The sequence below is a fragment of the Nitrobacter winogradskyi genome (assembly GCF_006539545.1).
GTDB lineage: Bacteria > Pseudomonadota > Alphaproteobacteria > Rhizobiales > Xanthobacteraceae > Nitrobacter > Nitrobacter winogradskyi_A.
Genome location: NZ_BJNF01000060.1, coordinates 20,790 through 38,355 on the forward strand (window position 1 = coordinate 20,790; position 17,566 = coordinate 38,355).

Here is a 17,566-nt window from a genome sequence, read left to right on the forward strand (position 1 = left end):
TCGGACCGTCTGAGGATTTGAAGCGGATATGCCGGACACCGACGTCGTCATCATCGGCGCAGGCCACAATGGCTTGACCTGCGCGGCCTATCTCGCGATGGCCGGACTGCGCGCCAGGGTCGTGGAACGGCGCAAGGTGGTGGGCGGCGCGGCCGTTACCGAGGAATTCCACCCCGGTTTCCGCAATTCGGTCGCGGCCTACACCGTCAGCCTGCTCAATCCGAAAGTCATCGCCGACCTGCGGCTGCACGATCACGGCCTGCGGATCGTCGAACGCCGCGCCCAGAACTTCCTGCCCGCTCCCGACGGCCGCTACCTGCTCACCGCCGAAGGCCGCACCCGAGCATCAGCGGCCCGTTTGAGCGAACGGGACGCCGCCGTACTCGACGACTTCATGCGCGAGCTCGAAGAGATCGCCGACGTCGTCCGTCAGTTCGTGCTCCGCGCGCCGCCAAACCTCGTTGAGGGATTTGGCCTCAAGGCCGCGGGCGAACTCGTCAACGCCATCGGCTCCGCCGGAATCCTGCGCGGTCTGTCACTGGAGCAACAGCGCAGCCTGCTCGATCTCTTTACCCGATCGGCAGGAGACATGCTCGACGATCGCTTCGAAACCGATCTCATCAAATCCCTGTTCGGCTTCGACGCCATTGTCGGCAACTATGCGAGTCCCTACGCGGCCGGCTCGGCCTACGTGATGCTGCATCACGCCTTCGGCGAAGTGAACGGCAAGAAAGGCGTTTGGGGACACGCCATCGGTGGCATGGGCGCGATCACCCAGGCGATGGCGGCGGCGGCGCGCACGCACGGCGTGGAAATCGAAACAGACACGGGCGTGCGCGAGATCATCATCGAGCGCGGCCGCACGACGGGTGTGGCCCTCGACGATGGACGGACGATCCGCGCAAGATATGTCGCGGCGAACGTCAATCCGAAGCTGCTTTATACGCGGCTGTTGCCCGCCGGCTCGGTCTCGCCCACATTTCTCGCCCGCATCAGGAATTGGCGCAACGGCTCGGGGACGTTCCGGATGAACGTCGCACTCTCCGCCCTCCCCTCATTCTCCGCGTTGCCGGGCGCGGGGGATCATCTCAGCGCCGGGATCATCATCGCGCCCGGTCTCGACTACATGGACCGCGCCTGGCACGACGCGCGCACGTTCGGCTGGAGCCGCGAACCGGTGGTCGAGGTTCTGATCCCCTCGGTGATCGACGACACACTCGCGCCATCTGGCCGCCATGTGGCGAGCCTGTTCTGCCAGCATGTCGCGCCGCAATTGCCCGACGGCGCATCCTGGGACGATCATCGCGACGAGGTCGCAGACCTCATGATCGCGGCCGTCGACCGCTACGCGCCGGGCTTTGCCGCCGGCGTGATCGGCCGGCAGATCCTGTCACCGCTCGACCTCGAACGCGAATTCGGATTGCTGGGCGGCGACATTTTCCACGGCGCGCTGACGCTGAACCAGTTGTTCTCGGCCCGGCCGATGCTGGGCTACGCCGACTACCGCGGACCGCTGAAGGGGCTCTATCACTGTGGCTCCGGCGCGCATCCCGGCGGCGGGGTCACCGGCGCACCCGGCCATAACGCCGCGCGCGCTATCCTGCGGGATCACCGGACGCTGTTCGCGCGCCGCTGACGATCGGCGGCATATATAGGCCTGCCACTCTCGTCGCCATCCGAGCACCAAACCGCGCTGGGACCAACTCGGTGGATAAGCGTGTCGAAACCCTGTGGAGAGGCCGCCGCCAGGATGTGGAAATCCTGTGGATATCCCTGTGGAAATTCGGTTGAAAACCGGTGCGCAAACCCAACCCCACCGTCTTTCCGGATCCGATATTTTGTCCTCCGCGCTCAGGCTGCCATCAAGACGATCGCGGAGCGGAGGCTGGCATCCCTTAACCATCACCTTCCCGCACTGCACTTTCATCGTTCAGGTTTGCGGTTTAAAGCATTTTCGCTTCCAACGACATCAGAAGCGAAGCTCCAGATTGTTGTTTTGACGCGCTTTCTTCACGCGAGCCGGTATCCACTTCGCTCGAAAACGCTATAAAGCAATGTGCTTTGGCGAAAGCAGGCAAGTTCTGGGGGTTTAGGTGCTGCAAAATCTCGGCCGGATCTTTCTGGCGATCGTTATCCCGATATATCTGGGTTATGTCCGCGCATCCTTGAATGTTTTTGATGTCTACCTGATCCTGGCCGCCTCGTGGTCTCTATGGGCGTATGGGCAGCCGGGACCGAGAGAGCTTTGGGAGAGTGGCGGCATCATCGCGGTCCTGAAAGGCTGGTTTGTGATGGTATTCGCCATTCTCCTGGTCGCCGGACCAGCCTATGGCGTCGGCTATCTTATTGCCCGATTTCTCAGCTGAAGCCCTGCGGGCCGCCCTTTCCCTCGATCAACTCCGGACCGCCGATGGCAAATTCCGTTTCGCCGGCGACGAGCCGCGCCGCCTTCGCCATCGGGGCGGAGCAGGTCGCGCGGCGGGCCGTCGATTTTCTGAGCGAAAGGCTGGAGGACGGCGAAACCGCGGTGACCGCGTTCGAACGCAGCGACGGCTGCTGGAGCGTCGCGGTTCACTTCGCCGACCCGCCGGATGAAGCGCGAGTTCGCGCGCTGGTCGCTCTCGCCGCAGGTGATGACGTCGCCCGGACCGTCGTCTTTGATACCATCGCCGCGAGGGATTGGGTCGAGGCCAGCCTCGAAGGGCTGGCGCCGGTCCCCGCCGGGCGCTTCATCGTCCACGGCCGGCACGACCGCGACCGCGTGCCGCCGAACAAACTGGCGATCGAGATCGAGGCCGCACTGGCGTTCGGCACCGGCCATCACGGCACCACCCGAGGCTGCCTGCTGCTGCTCGATCAGGTTCTCCGCGCCAGGATGCCGCGACGCGTCCTCGATCTTGGCGCAGGGACAGGTGTTCTCGCTATCGCCGCCGCCAAGGCGCTGCGCCGGAGCGTGCTGGCCAGCGATATCGACCCGCGCTCGACGACGGTAGCGCGGGAGAACGCTACGCTGAACGGCGTCGGCAATCTTGTCTGGTCGATCCGCGCGACCGGGTTTTCCGCGCCGCTGTTTCGCGCGCGCGCGCCGTTCGATCTGGTGCTGGCGAATATCCTCGCCAATCCGCTACGGCGGATGGCCCCGGCCATGGCACGCCATCTCGCGCCTGAAGCCATGGTGATCCTCTCGGGGCTGCTGCCACAGCACACCCGCGGCGTCATCGCGACCTACCGCGCGCAGGGGCTGGTGTTGATCCGGCAGTTGCGGATCGACGGATGGTGCAGCCTGCTGATGCAGAACAGAGGGTGACTCGCCGGCTTGTTGCACGGCTGCACGCAAACCGGTGTCCACTTCGCTCGGAAACGCTATATGATGCCGGCAATGTTCGAGGCCTATTTCCAGACATTCGAGGATCCCGAAGGCGGCGTCGCGCTGACCGCCCGCCTCGCCGCGTTTCGCGAGGAACTGGCGCGGCGGCAACTGACCGGATTTGTGATCCCTCGTGCCGACCGGCAGCAGAACGAGTATGTCCCGCCTTCCGAGGAGCGGCTGGCATGGCTCACCGGCTTCACCGGATCGGCCGGCCTTGCCATCGTGCTCGCGACGGAAGCCGCGGTGTTCGTCGACGGTCGCTACACCTTGCAGGCGGCGCAACAGGTGGATGTCCGGGCCTGGAGCATCGCCTCGCTGGTCGATCCGCCACCGGAAAGCTGGCTGACGGAGCATCTCGCCGCCGGCGACCGCCTCGGCTACGATCCCTGGCTGCACACCTCGGCAGCGGTCGAGCGCCTTGCGAAGGCCTGCGCGAAAGCGGGAGCCGAACTGGTCCCGGTCGACAGCAACCCGGTCGACAGCGTCTGGACCGACCGTCCCGCGCCGCCGCTCGGCCCGGTCACGATCCACGACGCGGCGTTCGCTGGCGAAGCCGAAGCCGACAAGCTCGTGCGCATCCGCGCCGAGATGACAAAGCTCGGCGTCGATGCGCTGGTGCTGTCGGATTCCCACGCGGTGGCATGGACCTTCAACATTCGCGGCGCCGATGTCTCGCATACGCCGCTGCCTTTGTCCTACGCGCTGGTGCCGAAGGACGGCCGCCCCACGATCTTCATCGACCGCCGCAAACTCTCCGACAGCGCGCGCGCTCATCTCGAACGCAACGCCGATGTGCGCGAGACGGATGAACTGACCGACGCGCTGACGCGGACGGCCCAATCCGGCGCGGCGATCGCGCTCGATAAAGCCACCGCCGCCGACGCATTGAGCCGCCTGATCACGTCCGCCGGCGGCAAGCCGATGGGCGGCAACGATCCGGTCGCGCTGTTGAAGGCGGTGAAGAACCCGACCGAGATCGCAGGCGCGCGCGCCGCGCATCGGCGCGACGCCGTGGCGCTGGCGCGGTTTCTCGCCTGGATCGACCGCGAAGCTCCGAAGGGCACGCTGACGGAAATCGACGCGGTCGAGGCGCTGGAGACTTTTCGCCGCGAGACCGGCGCGCTGAAGGACGTCTCCTTTCCCACCATCTCGGGCACCGGACCGAACGGCGCCATCGTTCACTACCGCGTCACGCGCAAGAGCAACCGCCGCATCGTGCCCGGCGATCTGCTGCTGATCGACTCCGGCGCGCAATATGAGGACGGCACCACCGACGTCACCCGCACCATCGCGATCGGCGATCCGACCGACGAGATGCGCGATCGTTTCACCCGCGTGCTGCGCGGCCATATCGCAATTGCCCGGGCGGTGTTTCCCGACGGCGCAAGCGGCGCGCAACTCGACACGCTGGCGCGGCAGTTTCTCTGGCAGGCCGGTCTCGACTTCGAGCACGGCACCGGCCACGGCGTCGGCAGCTATCTGTCGGTGCACGAAGGCCCGGCACGGATTTCGAAACTCGGCACCACGCCGCTCAGGCGCGGCATGATCCTGTCCAACGAGCCGGGCTATTACAAGCGCGACGCGTTCGGCATCCGCATCGAAAATCTGGTGCTGGTGACGGAAGCCGGGATTGCCGACGCTGAGAAGCCCATGAACAGCTTCGAGACCCTGACGCTGGCCCCGATCGACCGCCGCCTGATCGATCACCGCATCAGCAAGAAAGAGGTGGCGTGGCTCAACGACTATCACGCCCGCGTCCGCCGCGAGGTGCGCCCGCATCTCGACGAGGCCACGAAACTCTGGCTCGACGCCGCGACCGAACCGCTGCCCTAGCGCGCACAGATCATCGTGAGCCCTTCCTCGCGTAGAGCAGGACAAACAGAACTATTACACCGTCCACCGATCAAGCAAATCTTGCTCGATACTATCAAGGATTTTATTATTGAAGACCGCAAGGCTTTTGGAATCTCGTCCTAAACAAAAAATCATACTGCGAACGAACAAAGAGGCGCGTGTCATGAACCGGTTGCTGATGATCTGCATCACTCTAGTGATGTCTGTGTGGTGGTCCGGAGCAAACGCACGCGGCCCCTTCGGATCGATCAAGATCGCGGGATGGTCTGGCGGCGCATACACGGACAACAAAACAGGCGAATTCTCGAACTGCATCGTAAGCGCGACTTACAAGAGCGGAATTACCTTTGGAATTGTGGTCACGAAAAAGCTTGAATGGCTATTGGCGTTTACTCACAAGCGCTGGAATCTGGCTCCAAAGGAGAAATTTCCAATCGCATTGAGTTTTGATGGCCGCAACACCTTCAACGTTATCGGAGTTTCTCTCTCGACAAATACTGTGTTCGTGCCAATGCCGGACAACTCAGCCCTTATTCGCTCGTTCCGCAGCGCGCAGATCATGTCGGCGATTGCTCAAGGAAACGTCTTTCCGTTCCGTTTAACTGGCACTTCAGCAGTTTTGCCCGCAATGGTCACATGCGCAAAAACAATGAACGCAAGAGGTCTGTCAGCTGCAACCGATTTCACCGCTCCTTATCAGCCTGCTATCGCGCCTCCATCGATGGGTCCCCAGAAAACGACGGCTACTCTATCAAGCACCCAGCCGAATTCGACTCATGAGAACTCTACGGAATTGCAATTCGAGGCCATGCAAATCGCCTCCAACTTTATCCTGAAGGCATCCCTGGACCACCCATCTTTGCTTCGTCGCGAGGACACACCTCTATCCGTTGCATCGACAGGGGCCGGCTGGAAGGCCAACGATGCTACCGGCTTCGTTCGAATTATTCCCGCCAAGCAAAACATGACGGGCCTTGATGTTGCCGCAACTATTGTTGGAAACGATGCCAGGGAGTGCAAGGGCAAGTTCGCATCGGCACGCAACAGCGAACTGATCGATAGCGAGGTTGTTTTTCGCGGCATGTCCTCTTGTGAAGATTCGAAAGGTTCTGTGGTCGCAGAGTATTTTGTTTTTCCGCGAAAGAAGGGCGGCTTCATACTGTTCTCTGTACTCACGCCGACGAAAACAGGTTCCCAACAAACACAGGGCCAGAATCGCGAAGAGATGAATGCCGGTTTCCGGCAAGCCGCCTATACCTCACTAACAAAATGAGCTTGAGCGTCTGAGCCGGCATTTGACGGCGCAGTCTTTCTCAAGGATGGAAGAATACGCGACGCCGGGTTCGCCACGGGAGCGCGATCCATCGCATGGCGACCACTGGTCAAGTGCCGCGCGGATATCACACTTGCAATGGCTGGGTTGCCTTGAGCAACGCAACCAGTTGACCTTGATGGTTGGTCCCGGTTTTTCGGAATATCTTGTCGAGGTAAGAACGCGCGGTTGAGAACTTGATACCGTTCTCCTGCGCGGCCGCTTTCAACGATAAGCCCTTCCCTAGCAAAGTCGCCAGCCTCACCTCGGCCGGAGTAAGGTCGAACAATCCCATCAGGATCGTCGGCGACGGCACGAAGCTGCTCGGATTCAGCGTCGTTGCGGCGACAAGGATTTCGGCGCCGAACATCATGTCCCTTGCCGAGCGGAATAACGGCAGGACACGAACGACGAGCGCGGGCTGGCCATCTTGTGCCTGGACCGGGATTGATCTGACGAGTTTAGCCGAACCGGTCAGTGCCTGCGCGAGAGCCTCCTGAAACAACTTATTCCCTGAACCAACGGAGCAGCTTTTTCGGCGCTGGCCCGCGAGTCGGCGTCGAAGGATTTGTTCCTCTGGGCGGTGGCTGGGCTTTCGATTATCTCGGTGACGCCGCTATCCTGTTCGGCAGTCAGAAACTGACCAGCACGTCGACCGTGACGACGACGATCTCCCCGGCATTCTTAGCCATCTTGGCAGGAGGAGGTACAAATACGGCGACGACTGTTCGGGACCAGCGGTTCGCCGCCGTCTTCAATACCGATCTTCAGCTCGGCGTATCCTATTGGATCAATCCAAATGTCAGGATCAGCGCCAGCTATCGGCTTGATGCCTATTTCAACGCGTTTAACGCCACGTTCGATCCGAACATCAAGGACACCATCAGCCGCTACATTCACGGGCCGCGCCTGCGTGTGACCGCGCAATTCTGATCGGCATAGCCCCACACCCGTCGCGTCGTAGCGTTCCTGGACGAAAAACGCGGTGCGTGAGGCCGGCTTGCGGACGGCAGCGGTCGCGATAGCGTCATCCCAAATAAAAAGCCCCGTCATTGCTGACGAGGCTCCAGTCTGTTCGTAAAACGAGGCGGACAATCTGAAGCGCGTCCCGGTCCATCCGCGGGTTACGGCGCTTTATGATTCCGCGTATGATGCGCCGACATCATCACAAAGAGATGACAGGCGGCGCGACCATGCGTTTATTACGCGAGTGAGAGGTTCTCGGCGCTGACCTTGCCGCGCATCTTGTCGGTCTTCAGTTCGAAGTTGACCTGCTGACCTTCATTCAGGCCGCTAAGGCCCGCGCGCTCCACCGCGCTGATGTGCACGAACACGTCGTTGCCGCCGTCGTTCGGCTGGATGAAGCCAAAACCCTTCTGGCCGTTGAACCACTTCACAGTACCTGTCGTCATCGGAGTCGTCCTTGTTCCAAAGCGCACACATGCGCATTTTCACGCACGATTGCGCGAACCATCCAATCTCAGCGATGTCTTTGGAAAGGAGCCGTCGTCCTAGGAAGACTTGCGGCGCTCTAACAAAACCAATGCCGGCAATCGAATACTGCCATCATGGCATTTTCCGCCGGAAACCGCAAATCCCGGTGCTGGTCTGGCATTTTCGCGGATCATCACTATATTGGGTTTCATGACAAAGTCTCCGCCGAGCCCGGCACAACTGGCCCGCAACGAACGGATGCGCACGGCCGCCATCGAGGGCGCCAAAGCACGCGCCGATATCGAAGCCCGCGACGTCGCTGTACGCAAGAACATGGAGCGCCTGCGCGCCCTGCGGCTTGCGAAGGAAGCCGAAGAGGCGACGAAACCCAAGCCAGCCAAGCCGGTCAAGGCATCGCCTCGGGGCAAGAAGGCAGCCCCTAAACAAACCGCCAAGCTGTCGGACTTCCTGGCCTCACAAAGAAGCACCGGCCGGACCACCTGAACCGGCCGCGTTGACCCGGCGAAAGATTAAACAGAATCTAAAAAGCCCCGGATCGCTCCGGGGCTTTTTGCGTTCCGCGATCATGCGCGGGAGCCTTCAGGCGAGCGTGATACGGTCCGAAAACCGGTGCCCGCTTTGCGCTGGCGCGGCCCTTCGGGTCGGGATCATGCTCAATACCGGTAATGATCGCTCTTGAACGGACCCTCGACCTTGACGCCGATGTAGTCGGCCTGATCCTTGCGCAGTTCGGTCAGCCTGACGCCGATCTTGTTGAGGTGCAGCCGCGCCACCTTCTCGTCCAGCGACTTCGGAAGCACGTAGACCTCCTTCTTGTACCTGCCGTCCCTGTTGTTGGAAAACAGTTCGATCTGCGCCAGCGTCTGGTTGGTGAAGGAGGCGGACATCACGAACGACGGATGCCCCATGGCGTTGCCGAGATTCACCAGACGGCCTTCCGACAAAAGGATCATGCGCTTGCCGTCCGGAAACGTGATCTCGTCAACCTGCGGCTTGATGTTGTCCCACTTCAGGTTCTTCAACGCGCCGACCTGAATTTCATTATCGAAATGCCCGATGTTGCAGACGACCGCGCGATCCTTCATCGCGCGCATGTGCTCGATGGTGATGATGTCCTTGTTGCCGGTGGCGGTGACGAAGATGTCGGCGCGCGGCGCGGCATCCTCCATGGTCACGACCTCATAGCCTTCCATCGCCGCCTGCAACGCGCAGATCGGGTCGATCTCGGAGACCATGACGCGACACCCAGCCTGACGCAGCGAAGCGGCCGAGCCCTTGCCGACGTCGCCGAAGCCGGCAACCATCGCGACCTTGCCGCTCATCATCACATCGGTGCCGCGGCGGATGCCGTCGACCAGCGATTCGCGGCAGCCATAGAGATTGTCGAATTTGGACTTGGTGACGCTGTCGTTGACGTTGATCGCGGGCCACAGCAGCGTGCCGTTCTTCTGCATCTCGTAAAGGCGATGCACGCCGGTGGTGGTCTCCTCGGAGACGCCCTTGATGCTGGCCGCGACCTCACCGAACCAGCCCTTCGGTTTTTCTTTCAGCAGGCGCTTGATCAGCGCGAACAGCACCTCCTCCTCTTCCGCGCCCGGCTTGTCGAGGAATGCGGTGTCGCCCTTCTCCGCGCGCACGCCGAGGTGAATCAAAAGCGTCGCGTCGCCGCCGTCATCGAGGATCATGTTGGGATGCAGGCTTTCACCACTTTTTGCGCCATGCCAGTCGAACAGCTTCGCGGTGTAGTCCCAGTAGTCCTGCAGCGTTTCGCCCTTCACCGCGAACACCGGAATGCCGGCGGCGGCGATCGCCGCGGCCGCATGATCCTGCGTCGAATAGATGTTGCAGGAGACCCAGCGGATATCGGCGCCCAGCGCTTGCAGGGTTTCGATCAGCACGGCGGTCTGGATGGTCATGTGCAGCGAGCCGGCGATGCGCGCGCCCTTCAAGGGCTGTTTGGGGCCGTATTCCTCGCGCGTCGCCATCAGGCCGGGCATCTCGGTCTCGGCGAGCGAGATTTCCTTGCGGCCGAAGTCGGCAAGGCCGATGTCGGCGACGATATAGTCGGTAAAATCTGCGGTCTGCTTGGTGGCGGTCGCGGTGGTCATGTCGATCATATCCCTTGTTGCGGCTCGCTCTTCCCGTTTACGACGCGAGCGAAGGAGCGGCGTCATCTGTCCCCCGTCATGGCCGGGCATAGCCGTTCGTAGAACGGCGTTCTATCGAACGCCTATGGTCCCGGCCATCCACGTCTTGCTGACGAAAAGAAAGACGTGGATGCCCGGCACAAGGCCGGGCATGACGTCTCACCTGTTGTCACACCGCGCGCTTGATCACCTCGGCGAGGTCGGTCTTCTCCCAGGAGAATCCGCCCTCGTTGTCCGGCGTGCGGCCGAAATGACCGTAGGACGAGGTGCGCGCATAGATCGGCCGGTTCAGGTCGAGATGCTTGCGGATGCCGCGCGGCGTCAGGTCCATCGCTTCCGACACGATCCGCTCGAGCGTGTCTTCCGGAGCCTTTCCGGTGCCGTGGGTGTCGATATAGATCGACAGCGGCCGCGCCACGCCGATGGCATAGGCAAGCTGCAACGTGCAGCGATCGGCGAGACCGGCTGCGACAATGTTCTTGGCGAGATAACGCGCGGCGTAGGCGGCCGAGCGGTCGACCTTGGTCGGATCCTTGCCGGAGAACGCGCCGCCGCCATGCGGCGCCGCGCCACCATAGGTATCGACGATGATCTTGCGGCCGGTCAGCCCGGCGTCGCCGTCGGGACCGCCGATGAAGAACTTGCCGGTGGGATTGATGTGCCAGATGGTCTTGTCGGTGATCCAGCCTTTCGGCAGAGCCTCACGCACATAGGGCTCGACGCGCTCGCGGACCTGATCGGAGCTCATGTCCTCGACGAGATGCTGATGCGACACCACGATCTCGCGCACGCCGACCGGCTTGCCGTTTTCGTATTGCACGGTGACCTGGCTCTTGGAATCCGGTCCCAGCACCTTTTCCTTGCCGGAATGGCGGGCCTCGGAGATCAATCGCAGGATCTTGTGCGCGTAGAAAATCGGCGCCGGCATCAGGTCTGGCGTCTCGTTGCAGGCGTAGCCGAACATGATGCCCTGGTCGCCGGCGCCTTCTTCCTTGTTGGTGCCGGGCTGCAAGGCGTCGACGCCCTGCGCGATGTCGGCTGACTGGGGATGGAGCAGAATCTCGATGTCGGCGGTCTTCCAGTGAAAGCCGTCCTGCTCGTAGCCGATGTCCTTGATCGCGGCGCGCACGACGCTTTCGATCATGTCCTTGGTAACGGATTCCGGCCCGCGGGTTTCGCCGGCGATCACCACCTTGTTGGTGGTGGCGAGCGTCTCGCAGGCGGCGCGGATCGCCCATGGATCAATGCCCGCTTTCGGGCCTTCGGTGAAAAAGAGATCGACAATCTCATCGGAGATCCGGTCGCACACCTTGTCGGGATGTCCCTCCGAAACCGACTCGCTCGTGAATAGATAGGATCCGCGCATCAATCGACCTTTCGTCCGTCCGCCGGAAGTGGCGGCCCTTTCGTGCTGTTGCTGAAATGTCAGTCCCGGCGACGCGAGATGACGTAGGATTCGTCGTAGAACCAGAGACCGTTATGCTTGCGCAGAACCTCCCTGGTGGCGTCGAGATAGCGGCCGCTTTGGGTCATTTCCGTCAACCGGTCATCTTCGACTTGGGCGACGTAAACCGCCGCATTCCACGCCGCGAACAGTGTCGAGGTTCCGATCGCGCCGGTGACTTCATTGGGCAGCGCTTCCATATCATAGCGGAAAATCGAACGATGGTCAGCATATGCGTTGAAATTGAGGCCCCTCCCCACCGAACCAAGCTCGTATTTCACAGCGCGCAATAGCTCATGACGGCTCACGGCGAAAGGGTTTTCTCCCGGCCAGACGGCCTGGACGATCTCCAGCCCGGGATCCTGCCCGTGAGAATGTATTCCTATCAAACGCCCTCCAGGCCGCAAACTCCGCGCCAGCGGGGCGATGATTCTCCTGGCCTTGAAGTTCAGGGACGCCCGTGCCCGGTAAGGCTGCGAGGCGATCACCAGATCAAAGCTGGCCTCGACCCGTCCAGCACGTGGAATCGCGGAATCGAGCAGGAACTGGTGGTCCTCGCGGTAAATGACCAGCACCACCGGACGCTCGTAGACCGGCATCCCCGTGACCGGGCTGACGCTCGCCCTCCAGTTCTCCTCCAGAAACGGCCACAGGTCGCGGATCTGGACCTCGAATTCGCCGGAGGATGCCCCCCGCAGCGGCACCTCGCGCCACACCATCCTGGCCGCCGCCTGGGACGACCGGGGCGTCAGCCAGGGCGCCTCCGCGTAGTTCATATTCGTCAGCACAATAACCGTCGACGGATGCTCGAACAGCCGGTCCGGCAGCTTGTCCAGCGTCAGCTTGATGTCTTCGAGGCTGAGTTCCTTGCCGGCGATGTAGAACGGCATGTGGGGAAACCGCCCGTGCATGGAGCGCATCACCCGCGCCAGCACGGTGCCGTCGCCGACCCCCGCATCAAAAACCCGCAGCGCCGGCGGACGCGGATAGATGCTGCCGAACTCCAGCGCGACCCGATCGGCGATGACCCGCTTCTCGCTGCAGGTATGAACGAAAAGCAGATACTTTTGCCGGTTCTCGAAGAAGCGGAAGTTGGCGCGGGGATCGCGCCGCTCGATCGGCTCCGGCTTGCGGACCGACACCGCGCCATCCGGCGAACCGGAGACGATATAGGCCTCGATCCGGTTCAGCGTGTCGATGGTGATGCGCTTGCCCTCGCGCAGCCGCTGCACGAGCTTGCCGTCATTGACGGCGCGCCGGCCAAAGGTCGATTCGGCCATGCCGACCCGGCGGCAATAGTCGGAAATCTGGCTCAGCAGTTCCTCGTTTGTCATCGTCGCGCGTATGGGCCAGATTAATGGGCAACAAGATATATAAACTGCTTCCTATCACCACCTGCCCACAATTGAAACCCAGGAAGGCAGCCCAGAATCAAAGCTTGATATTGATTGACGCGTTTCCTTCATGCGAACCGGGTAGAGAGAATGCTTCCGGACAGCGGATGCCTCGTCAGGCTGATGGCTGTCTGCTAGAGTCTGATCCAACTACCAGACTCCAACCCAACTTTTTGATCGAGCATGATCTTATCCGAAAACCGGTTTCCACTTTTCGGGATCATGCTCTAAGAGGCGCGGGTTGCCGTCTCTTCGGCGCCTCCTGCGACAGGTTTGAACGATGCGCATCGCCATGATCGGCACGGGCTATGTCGGCCTCGTGTCCGGAGCCTGTTTTGCCGATTTCGGACATCAGGTGACCTGCGTCGACAAGGACGCGGCCAAGATCGCCGCGCTTTGCCGCGGCGAAATCCCGATCTTCGAGCCGGGCCTCGACGCGCTGGTCGCCACCAACGTCAAGGCTTCGCGGCTCGATTTCACCACCGATCTCGCCGGCCCGGTGGCGGAGGCCGAGGCGGTGTTCATCGCCGTCGGCACCCCCTCGCGCCGGGGCGACGGCCATGCCGACCTCAGCTACGTCTATGCCGCGGCGCGCGAGATCGCGGCGTCGATCCGTGATTTCACGGTCGTTGTTACAAAATCGACCGTGCCGGTCGGCACCGGCGACGAAGTGGAACGGCTGATCGGTGAAACCAACCCCTCGGCGGATGTCGTGGTGGCGTCCAATCCGGAATTCCTGCGCGAAGGCGCCGCGATCCGCGATTTCAAGTTTCCTGATCGCATTGTGATCGGCACGTCCGACGAGCGCGGGCGCAAGGTGCTCGGCGACATCTACCGGCCGCTGTCGCTCAATCAGGCGCCGCTGATGTTCACCGAGCGCCGCACCGCCGAGCTGATCAAATACGCGGCCAATGCCTTTCTCGCGACCAAGATCACCTTCATCAACGAAATCGCGGACCTGTCCGAAAAGGTCGGCGCTGATATTCAGGAGGTCGCGCGCGGCATCGGTCTCGACAATCGCATCGGCACCAAGTTCCTGCACGCCGGTCCGGGCTATGGCGGCTCCTGCTTTCCCAAGGACACGCGCGCGCTGGTCAAGATCGCGGAAGATCACGACGCCCAGCTTCGCATCGTGGAATCGGTCGTGACCGTCAACGACAACCGCAAGCGCGCGATGGCGCGCAAGGTGGCGCACGCGCTCGGCGACAATCTCCGCAATAAGACCATCGCGGTGCTGGGACTGGCGTTCAAGCCGGATACCGACGACATGCGCGAGGCGCCATCAATCCCGCTGATCACGGGCCTGCGTGACATGGGGGCGAAAGTCCGCGCCTTCGACCCCGCCAGCATGAAGGAAGCGCGGCGCGAACTCCCCGATATCGACTATTGCGATGACGCCTATTCGTGCGCGGAAGGCGCGGACGCGCTGGTGATCGTGACGGAATGGGTCCAGTTCCGCGCGCTCGATCTGCCGCGCCTGAAACGCATCATGAAACAGCCGATCGTGGTCGATCTGCGCAACGTTTACCGCCCCGCCGAACTTGAAGAACTTGGTTTTGCCTACACCGGCATCGGCCGGAGCCAGGCGTAGATCGTTTTTTCAACAGAATGCGATCACCGCCGCCGCCTCGCAATTTCCACATCGGGATCGTAATCACTCCCCATGACCTCCCGCTGGCGCCAGCTTCCGCTCCTGCTTTGCATCCTGCCGGTCGCATGCACTCTGGCGGGGTGCAGCAGCATCAATTCGCATTTGTCGGCCGGGATGGGTGACATGATTCCGAAATGGGCCGGCGGCCTTCCCGCGGACGCGCCTCCGCGGCCCGGCACCGCGAAATATGATGAGATGATGAAACAGCGCGAGCGCGCGCGCCTGGAGCCGAAGCCGAACGAGCCCGGCGCCCAATCAACGGACGGTCAGGTGACCGCCCCGGCCAACTGAGCCTCGGCGACGGGTTAATAATTCAATCCATGAACACCACGGTCTTGCGGCCGTTCAGAATCACGCGGTCGTCCAGATGATGCCGGATGGCCCGCGCCAGCACGCGACGCTCGATATCGCGTCCCTTGCGAACCAGCGCATCGGGCGTATCACGATGACTGATGCGCTCGACGTCCTGATCGATGATCGGCCCCTCGTCGAGATCGCTGGTGACATAGTGCGCGGTCGCGCCGATCAGCTTGATGCCCCGTTCATGGGCCTGGGCATCGATGATGTTCTGGCCGTTATGGGCCAGGAACGTCGATACCGCCGACACAATTCCGGGCCGGTCGGGACAGGAGAGCGTCAGCACATACTGATGGTGGGACATGGGGAGGAGCGGCGGCTAGACCGAACGGAAATCCAACGGGCGCCCTGCTCTATCACCTACATCGGCCTTGCGCCACTCACCCCGCAAGAGGGACAATCAGCACGGCAAAGCGATCAACGGCTGACCTCCGGAGTGATCATGGCTGGCAGGCTATCCGGTTTCCGTATCCTGATCCTTGAGGCTCGCGAGGAAGCGCAATTTGCCCGCTTGCTCGCGGAGCAAGGCGCCGAGGTTTTGCAGTGCCCGATGTTCACCATCCGCGACGCGCCGGATGCCGCGCCGGTCGAGGACTGGATCAGGCGTTGCATCTAAACCCCGCATGACGATCTGGTGCTGACGACCGGCGAAGGGTTGAGGCGTCTCGTCACGGCTGCGCGCCAGGTCGGCCTCGATCAGGCGTTTATCACCGCCATTGGCAAATCCCGCAGGTTTGCGCGCGGCCCGAAACCGGGCAAGGCGCTGCGCGAGATCGGACTGGAGGCGACGATCACCACGGAGAAGCCGACATCCGAAGGTATCCTGGAAACCCTGGCCCGACTCGATCTCCGGGGTCGTCGCGTCGGCCTGCAGCTTTATCCAGACCGCGACCACGGCGCTCTGCTTGGAGAAATCCCAGCGCAGGGCGCGAGCGTCGATCCGGTGCTGCCCTACATCTATGATACGAGCGCGGCTGAGGATCACATCGTCGGAGCGATCGAAGAAATGGCCCAAGGCCGGGTTGACGCCGTTGCACTGACGAGTTCGGGGCAGGTCCGCCGGCTGGTGGAGGTCTCCGGCATCCATCGCTGCGAGGACCGGTTGCGCGCCGGACTCGAGCGCGCCAGGATCGCCTCAATCGGCCCCGTGGTTTCCGACCAATTGAAAGCCTATGGCCTGCGGACCGATATCACGCCCGCAAACAATGCGTACTTCATGAAACCGCTGATCTCGGCGATGGCGATAAGCCTGAATGCGCCGGAAGGCAGATAGGTCAAAGTCCTATGATTGAAACCTGCCCCGCTAATACTCCCGGCCGCCGGATGGCCTTCGTATGATCACCTTCGCTCGTTGTATCGGATCGCGTGCGTGGTCGCTGGCTGCGGTCAATGATATGCCCTTGATGTGCCTTCCGCCAAGCGGATCAGAATGACGCCTTACCGACGACTGCACATCGACGAAGCTTACTCACCTCGGGATCAGAACAAGAACATGCGACCGGAACTCTTGCTATGGCTCGACCGCAAAAGCCCGAAAGGCTATATGGCCGGTCGCGAAGTTGCAGTTCGACCCTAACGTGGATTCTTCCTTGTCGCTCTTGACGATCATGCCTGCGGCAGCTCTTTCGTTTGCCCTCACTTGGTTGCTAATGCCGATATTGCAACGCTACGCGCTCGCAACGCCGAACGGGCGATCGTCGCATAAGCTTCCGACGCCGCAGGGCGCGGGGATCGCGGTCATCACCGCGACACTCGTCATCATTGTCGTATTCGCCGCAGCGACAAAAACGGAAGTTTCGACCTACGCGCTGGTCGCGACCCTCTTTATCGCCGTCATCGGAGCGGTGGATGACGTCCGATCGCTTCCCGTTCTGACACGCCTGCTCGCCCAGGCAATTGCGGTAGGAGCCATCCTGTCAGCGTGGCCCGGCGATCTCCGGATTTTTCCACTGGGTCCGCTCTGGGTGGAGCAAGGAGCCCTGCTGCTGGCCGGGATCTGGTTTGTCAATCTCGTCAATTTCATGGACGGTCTGGATTGGATGACCGTCGCCGAGGCTGTACCTGTCGCGGGGGGCATCGTCGCGCTGGGATATCTGGGCCATGTCCCCCCGACCACCGCGATCGTCGCCGGCGCGCTCGGCGGAGCCTTGCTCGGCTTTGCACCCTTCAACCGGCCAATCGCGAAAGTCTTTCTCGGTGACGTCGGCAGCTTGCCGGTGGGCCTCCTGCTGGGTTGGTGCCTGCTCGAACTCGCGTATCGCGGTCAGTTCACTGCGGCGCTGCTTTTACCTCTCTACTATCTCTCCGATGCGACCATCACCATGTTACGCCGTCTCGCCACCGGTGAGAAAGTCTGGGCGGCCCACCGCTCGCATTTCTATCAGCGCGCAACGGATAACGGATTTTCCGTTCTGAATGTCGTTGGGATTGTATTCGCGCTCAATCTTGCGCTGGTGGCGCTGGCTATCACGTCTACGCTGGTGATCTCGCTTGCGGCAAAGATCATCGCGCTGCTCGCCGGAGCGGTTCTCGTCGGCCTTACCCTGTTCAAGTTCTCGCGAACACGGCCAACGCGCTAGAGC

The 17,566-nt window shown here is 61.9% G+C and carries 17 protein-coding genes and 1 pseudogene; 11 read left to right on the forward strand and 7 right to left on the reverse strand.

What is annotated here, in order from left to right; all coding sequences use genetic code 11:
- The first annotated feature begins 28 nt into the window (after nucleotides 1–28).
- The 5 genes from NWI01_RS11580 to NWI01_RS11600 all read left to right on the forward strand — a co-directional run bounded on the left by NWI01_RS11580 (nucleotide 29) and on the right by NWI01_RS11600 (nucleotide 6,497).
- Nucleotides 29–1,636, forward strand: a complete 1,608-nt coding sequence (locus NWI01_RS11580) for a phytoene desaturase family protein (protein WP_141383995.1) — start codon at nucleotides 29–31, stop codon at nucleotides 1,634–1,636.
- A gap of 457 nt (nucleotides 1,637–2,093) precedes the next feature.
- Nucleotides 2,094–2,366, forward strand: coding sequence for a hypothetical protein (locus NWI01_RS11585; protein ID WP_141383996.1), 273 nt, complete (start codon nucleotides 2,094–2,096; stop codon nucleotides 2,364–2,366).
- 44 nt (nucleotides 2,367–2,410) lie between these two features.
- Nucleotides 2,411–3,307: a 50S ribosomal protein L11 methyltransferase gene (locus tag NWI01_RS11590; protein ID WP_141383997.1), complete on the forward strand. Its 897-nt coding sequence runs from the start codon at nucleotides 2,411–2,413 to the stop codon at nucleotides 3,305–3,307.
- Between the two features lie 72 nt (nucleotides 3,308–3,379).
- Nucleotides 3,380–5,203: an aminopeptidase P family protein gene (locus tag NWI01_RS11595; RefSeq protein ID WP_141384008.1), complete on the forward strand. Its 1,824-nt coding sequence runs from the start codon at nucleotides 3,380–3,382 to the stop codon at nucleotides 5,201–5,203.
- Between the two features lie 184 nt (nucleotides 5,204–5,387).
- Nucleotides 5,388–6,497, forward strand: coding sequence for a hypothetical protein (locus NWI01_RS11600; protein ID WP_141383998.1), 1,110 nt, complete (start codon nucleotides 5,388–5,390; stop codon nucleotides 6,495–6,497).
- Between the two features lie 127 nt (nucleotides 6,498–6,624).
- Here NWI01_RS11600 and NWI01_RS11605 read toward each other — a convergent pair whose 3' ends face one another.
- Nucleotides 6,625–7,041: a helix-turn-helix transcriptional regulator gene (locus NWI01_RS11605; protein ID WP_181410454.1), complete on the reverse strand. Its 417-nt coding sequence runs from the start codon at nucleotides 7,039–7,041 to the stop codon at nucleotides 6,625–6,627.
- Between NWI01_RS11605 and NWI01_RS11610 the strand changes: the two genes are divergently transcribed.
- Entirely contained in the window at nucleotides 7,014–7,469 is a 456-nt protein-coding gene (locus NWI01_RS11610; protein WP_141384000.1) for an Lpg1974 family pore-forming outer membrane protein, read from the forward strand. The two genes, NWI01_RS11605 and NWI01_RS11610, sit on opposite strands and share 28 nt — an antisense overlap.
- 269 nt (nucleotides 7,470–7,738) lie before the next feature.
- Here the strand turns inward: NWI01_RS11610 and NWI01_RS11615 are convergent, their stop codons facing one another.
- Nucleotides 7,739–7,948: a cold-shock protein gene (locus NWI01_RS11615; protein WP_011315590.1), complete on the reverse strand. Its 210-nt coding sequence runs from the start codon at nucleotides 7,946–7,948 to the stop codon at nucleotides 7,739–7,741.
- A gap of 99 nt (nucleotides 7,949–8,047) precedes the next feature.
- Entirely contained in the window at nucleotides 8,048–8,182 is a 135-nt protein-coding gene (locus NWI01_RS20090; RefSeq protein WP_283809248.1) for a hypothetical protein, read from the reverse strand.
- Between NWI01_RS20090 and NWI01_RS11620 the strand changes: the two genes are divergently transcribed.
- The gene (locus NWI01_RS11620; RefSeq protein WP_141384001.1) at nucleotides 8,181–8,474 is read left to right on the forward strand and encodes a hypothetical protein; all 294 of its coding nucleotides are present in this window, start codon (nucleotides 8,181–8,183) and stop codon (nucleotides 8,472–8,474) included. The two genes, NWI01_RS20090 and NWI01_RS11620, sit on opposite strands and share 2 nt — an antisense overlap.
- A 170-nt stretch (nucleotides 8,475–8,644) precedes the next feature.
- Here NWI01_RS11620 and ahcY read toward each other — a convergent pair whose 3' ends face one another.
- The 3 genes from ahcY to NWI01_RS11635 all read right to left on the reverse strand — a co-directional run bounded on the left by ahcY (nucleotide 8,645) and on the right by NWI01_RS11635 (nucleotide 12,916).
- Nucleotides 8,645–10,099 carry an adenosylhomocysteinase gene (gene ahcY, locus NWI01_RS11625; protein WP_141384002.1) on the reverse strand — a complete coding sequence of 485 codons (1,455 nt, stop codon included), beginning with the start codon at nucleotides 10,097–10,099 and terminating at the stop codon, nucleotides 8,645–8,647.
- A gap of 208 nt (nucleotides 10,100–10,307) precedes the next feature.
- Nucleotides 10,308–11,504, reverse strand: a complete 1,197-nt coding sequence (metK, locus tag NWI01_RS11630; protein WP_141384003.1) for a methionine adenosyltransferase — start codon at nucleotides 11,502–11,504, stop codon at nucleotides 10,308–10,310.
- 59 nt (nucleotides 11,505–11,563) lie between these two features.
- A complete protein-coding gene (locus tag NWI01_RS11635) occupies nucleotides 11,564–12,916 on the reverse strand; it encodes a hypothetical protein (RefSeq protein ID WP_141384004.1) in 1,353 nt (450 codons plus the stop codon).
- A 340-nt stretch (nucleotides 12,917–13,256) separates the two neighbouring features.
- Here NWI01_RS11635 and NWI01_RS11640 point away from each other — a divergent pair, with 340 nt between their 5' ends.
- Both NWI01_RS11640 and NWI01_RS11645 read left to right on the forward strand, forming a co-directional pair.
- A complete protein-coding gene (locus tag NWI01_RS11640; RefSeq protein ID WP_141384005.1) occupies nucleotides 13,257–14,567 on the forward strand; it encodes a UDP-glucose dehydrogenase family protein in 1,311 nt (436 codons plus the stop codon).
- A 72-nt stretch (nucleotides 14,568–14,639) separates the two neighbouring features.
- Nucleotides 14,640–14,918 (forward strand): hypothetical protein, encoded by a 279-nt coding sequence (locus NWI01_RS11645; RefSeq protein ID WP_244613731.1) that lies wholly within the window; start codon nucleotides 14,640–14,642, stop codon nucleotides 14,916–14,918.
- Nucleotides 14,919–14,940: 22 nt separating this feature from the next.
- On the opposite strand, the gene NWI01_RS11650 is transcribed toward NWI01_RS11645, so the two are convergent.
- Nucleotides 14,941–15,288: a formyltransferase family protein gene (locus tag NWI01_RS11650; RefSeq protein WP_141384006.1), complete on the reverse strand. Its 348-nt coding sequence runs from the start codon at nucleotides 15,286–15,288 to the stop codon at nucleotides 14,941–14,943.
- A 138-nt stretch (nucleotides 15,289–15,426) separates the two neighbouring features.
- On the opposite strand from NWI01_RS11650, the pseudogene NWI01_RS11655 reads away from it, so the two are divergent.
- Together NWI01_RS11655 and NWI01_RS11660 are read left to right on the forward strand one after the other, a co-directional pair.
- Nucleotides 15,427–16,257 (forward strand): annotated as a pseudogene (locus NWI01_RS11655) (uroporphyrinogen-III synthase).
- A gap of 376 nt (nucleotides 16,258–16,633) precedes the next feature.
- Nucleotides 16,634–17,563, forward strand: a complete 930-nt coding sequence (locus NWI01_RS11660) for a glycosyl transferase (RefSeq protein WP_244613732.1) — start codon at nucleotides 16,634–16,636, stop codon at nucleotides 17,561–17,563.
- Nucleotides 17,564–17,566: the final 3 nt, after the last annotated feature.

What these genes read in the sequence shown, in the direction of transcription:
- NWI01_RS11580 (WP_141383995.1), top strand. Translation starts at nt 29, where the DNA reads ATGCCGGACACCGACGTCGTCATCATCGGCGCAGGCCACAATGGCTTG.
- NWI01_RS11590 (WP_141383997.1), top strand. Translation starts at nt 2,411, where the DNA reads ATGGCAAATTCCGTTTCGCCGGCGACGAGCCGCGCCGCCTTCGCCATC.
- NWI01_RS11595 (WP_141384008.1), top strand. Translation starts at nt 3,380, where the DNA reads ATGTTCGAGGCCTATTTCCAGACATTCGAGGATCCCGAAGGCGGCGTC.
- NWI01_RS11600 (WP_141383998.1), top strand. Translation starts at nt 5,388, where the DNA reads ATGAACCGGTTGCTGATGATCTGCATCACTCTAGTGATGTCTGTGTGG.
- NWI01_RS11615 (WP_011315590.1), bottom strand. Translation starts at nt 7,948, where the DNA reads ATGACGACAGGTACTGTGAAGTGGTTCAACGGCCAGAAGGGTTTTGGC.
- NWI01_RS11620 (WP_141384001.1), top strand. Translation starts at nt 8,181, where the DNA reads ATGACAAAGTCTCCGCCGAGCCCGGCACAACTGGCCCGCAACGAACGG.
- NWI01_RS20090 (WP_283809248.1), bottom strand. Translation starts at nt 8,182, where the DNA reads ATGAAACCCAATATAGTGATGATCCGCGAAAATGCCAGACCAGCACCG.
- ahcY (WP_141384002.1), bottom strand. Translation starts at nt 10,099, where the DNA reads ATGACCACCGCGACCGCCACCAAGCAGACCGCAGATTTTACCGACTAT.
- metK (WP_141384003.1), bottom strand. Translation starts at nt 11,504, where the DNA reads ATGCGCGGATCCTATCTATTCACGAGCGAGTCGGTTTCGGAGGGACAT.
- NWI01_RS11635 (WP_141384004.1), bottom strand. Translation starts at nt 12,916, where the DNA reads ATGACAAACGAGGAACTGCTGAGCCAGATTTCCGACTATTGCCGCCGG.
- NWI01_RS11640 (WP_141384005.1), top strand. Translation starts at nt 13,257, where the DNA reads ATGCGCATCGCCATGATCGGCACGGGCTATGTCGGCCTCGTGTCCGGA.
- NWI01_RS11645 (WP_244613731.1), top strand. Translation starts at nt 14,640, where the DNA reads ATGACCTCCCGCTGGCGCCAGCTTCCGCTCCTGCTTTGCATCCTGCCG.
- NWI01_RS11650 (WP_141384006.1), bottom strand. Translation starts at nt 15,288, where the DNA reads ATGTCCCACCATCAGTATGTGCTGACGCTCTCCTGTCCCGACCGGCCC.
- NWI01_RS11660 (WP_244613732.1), top strand. Translation starts at nt 16,634, where the DNA reads ATGCCGATATTGCAACGCTACGCGCTCGCAACGCCGAACGGGCGATCG.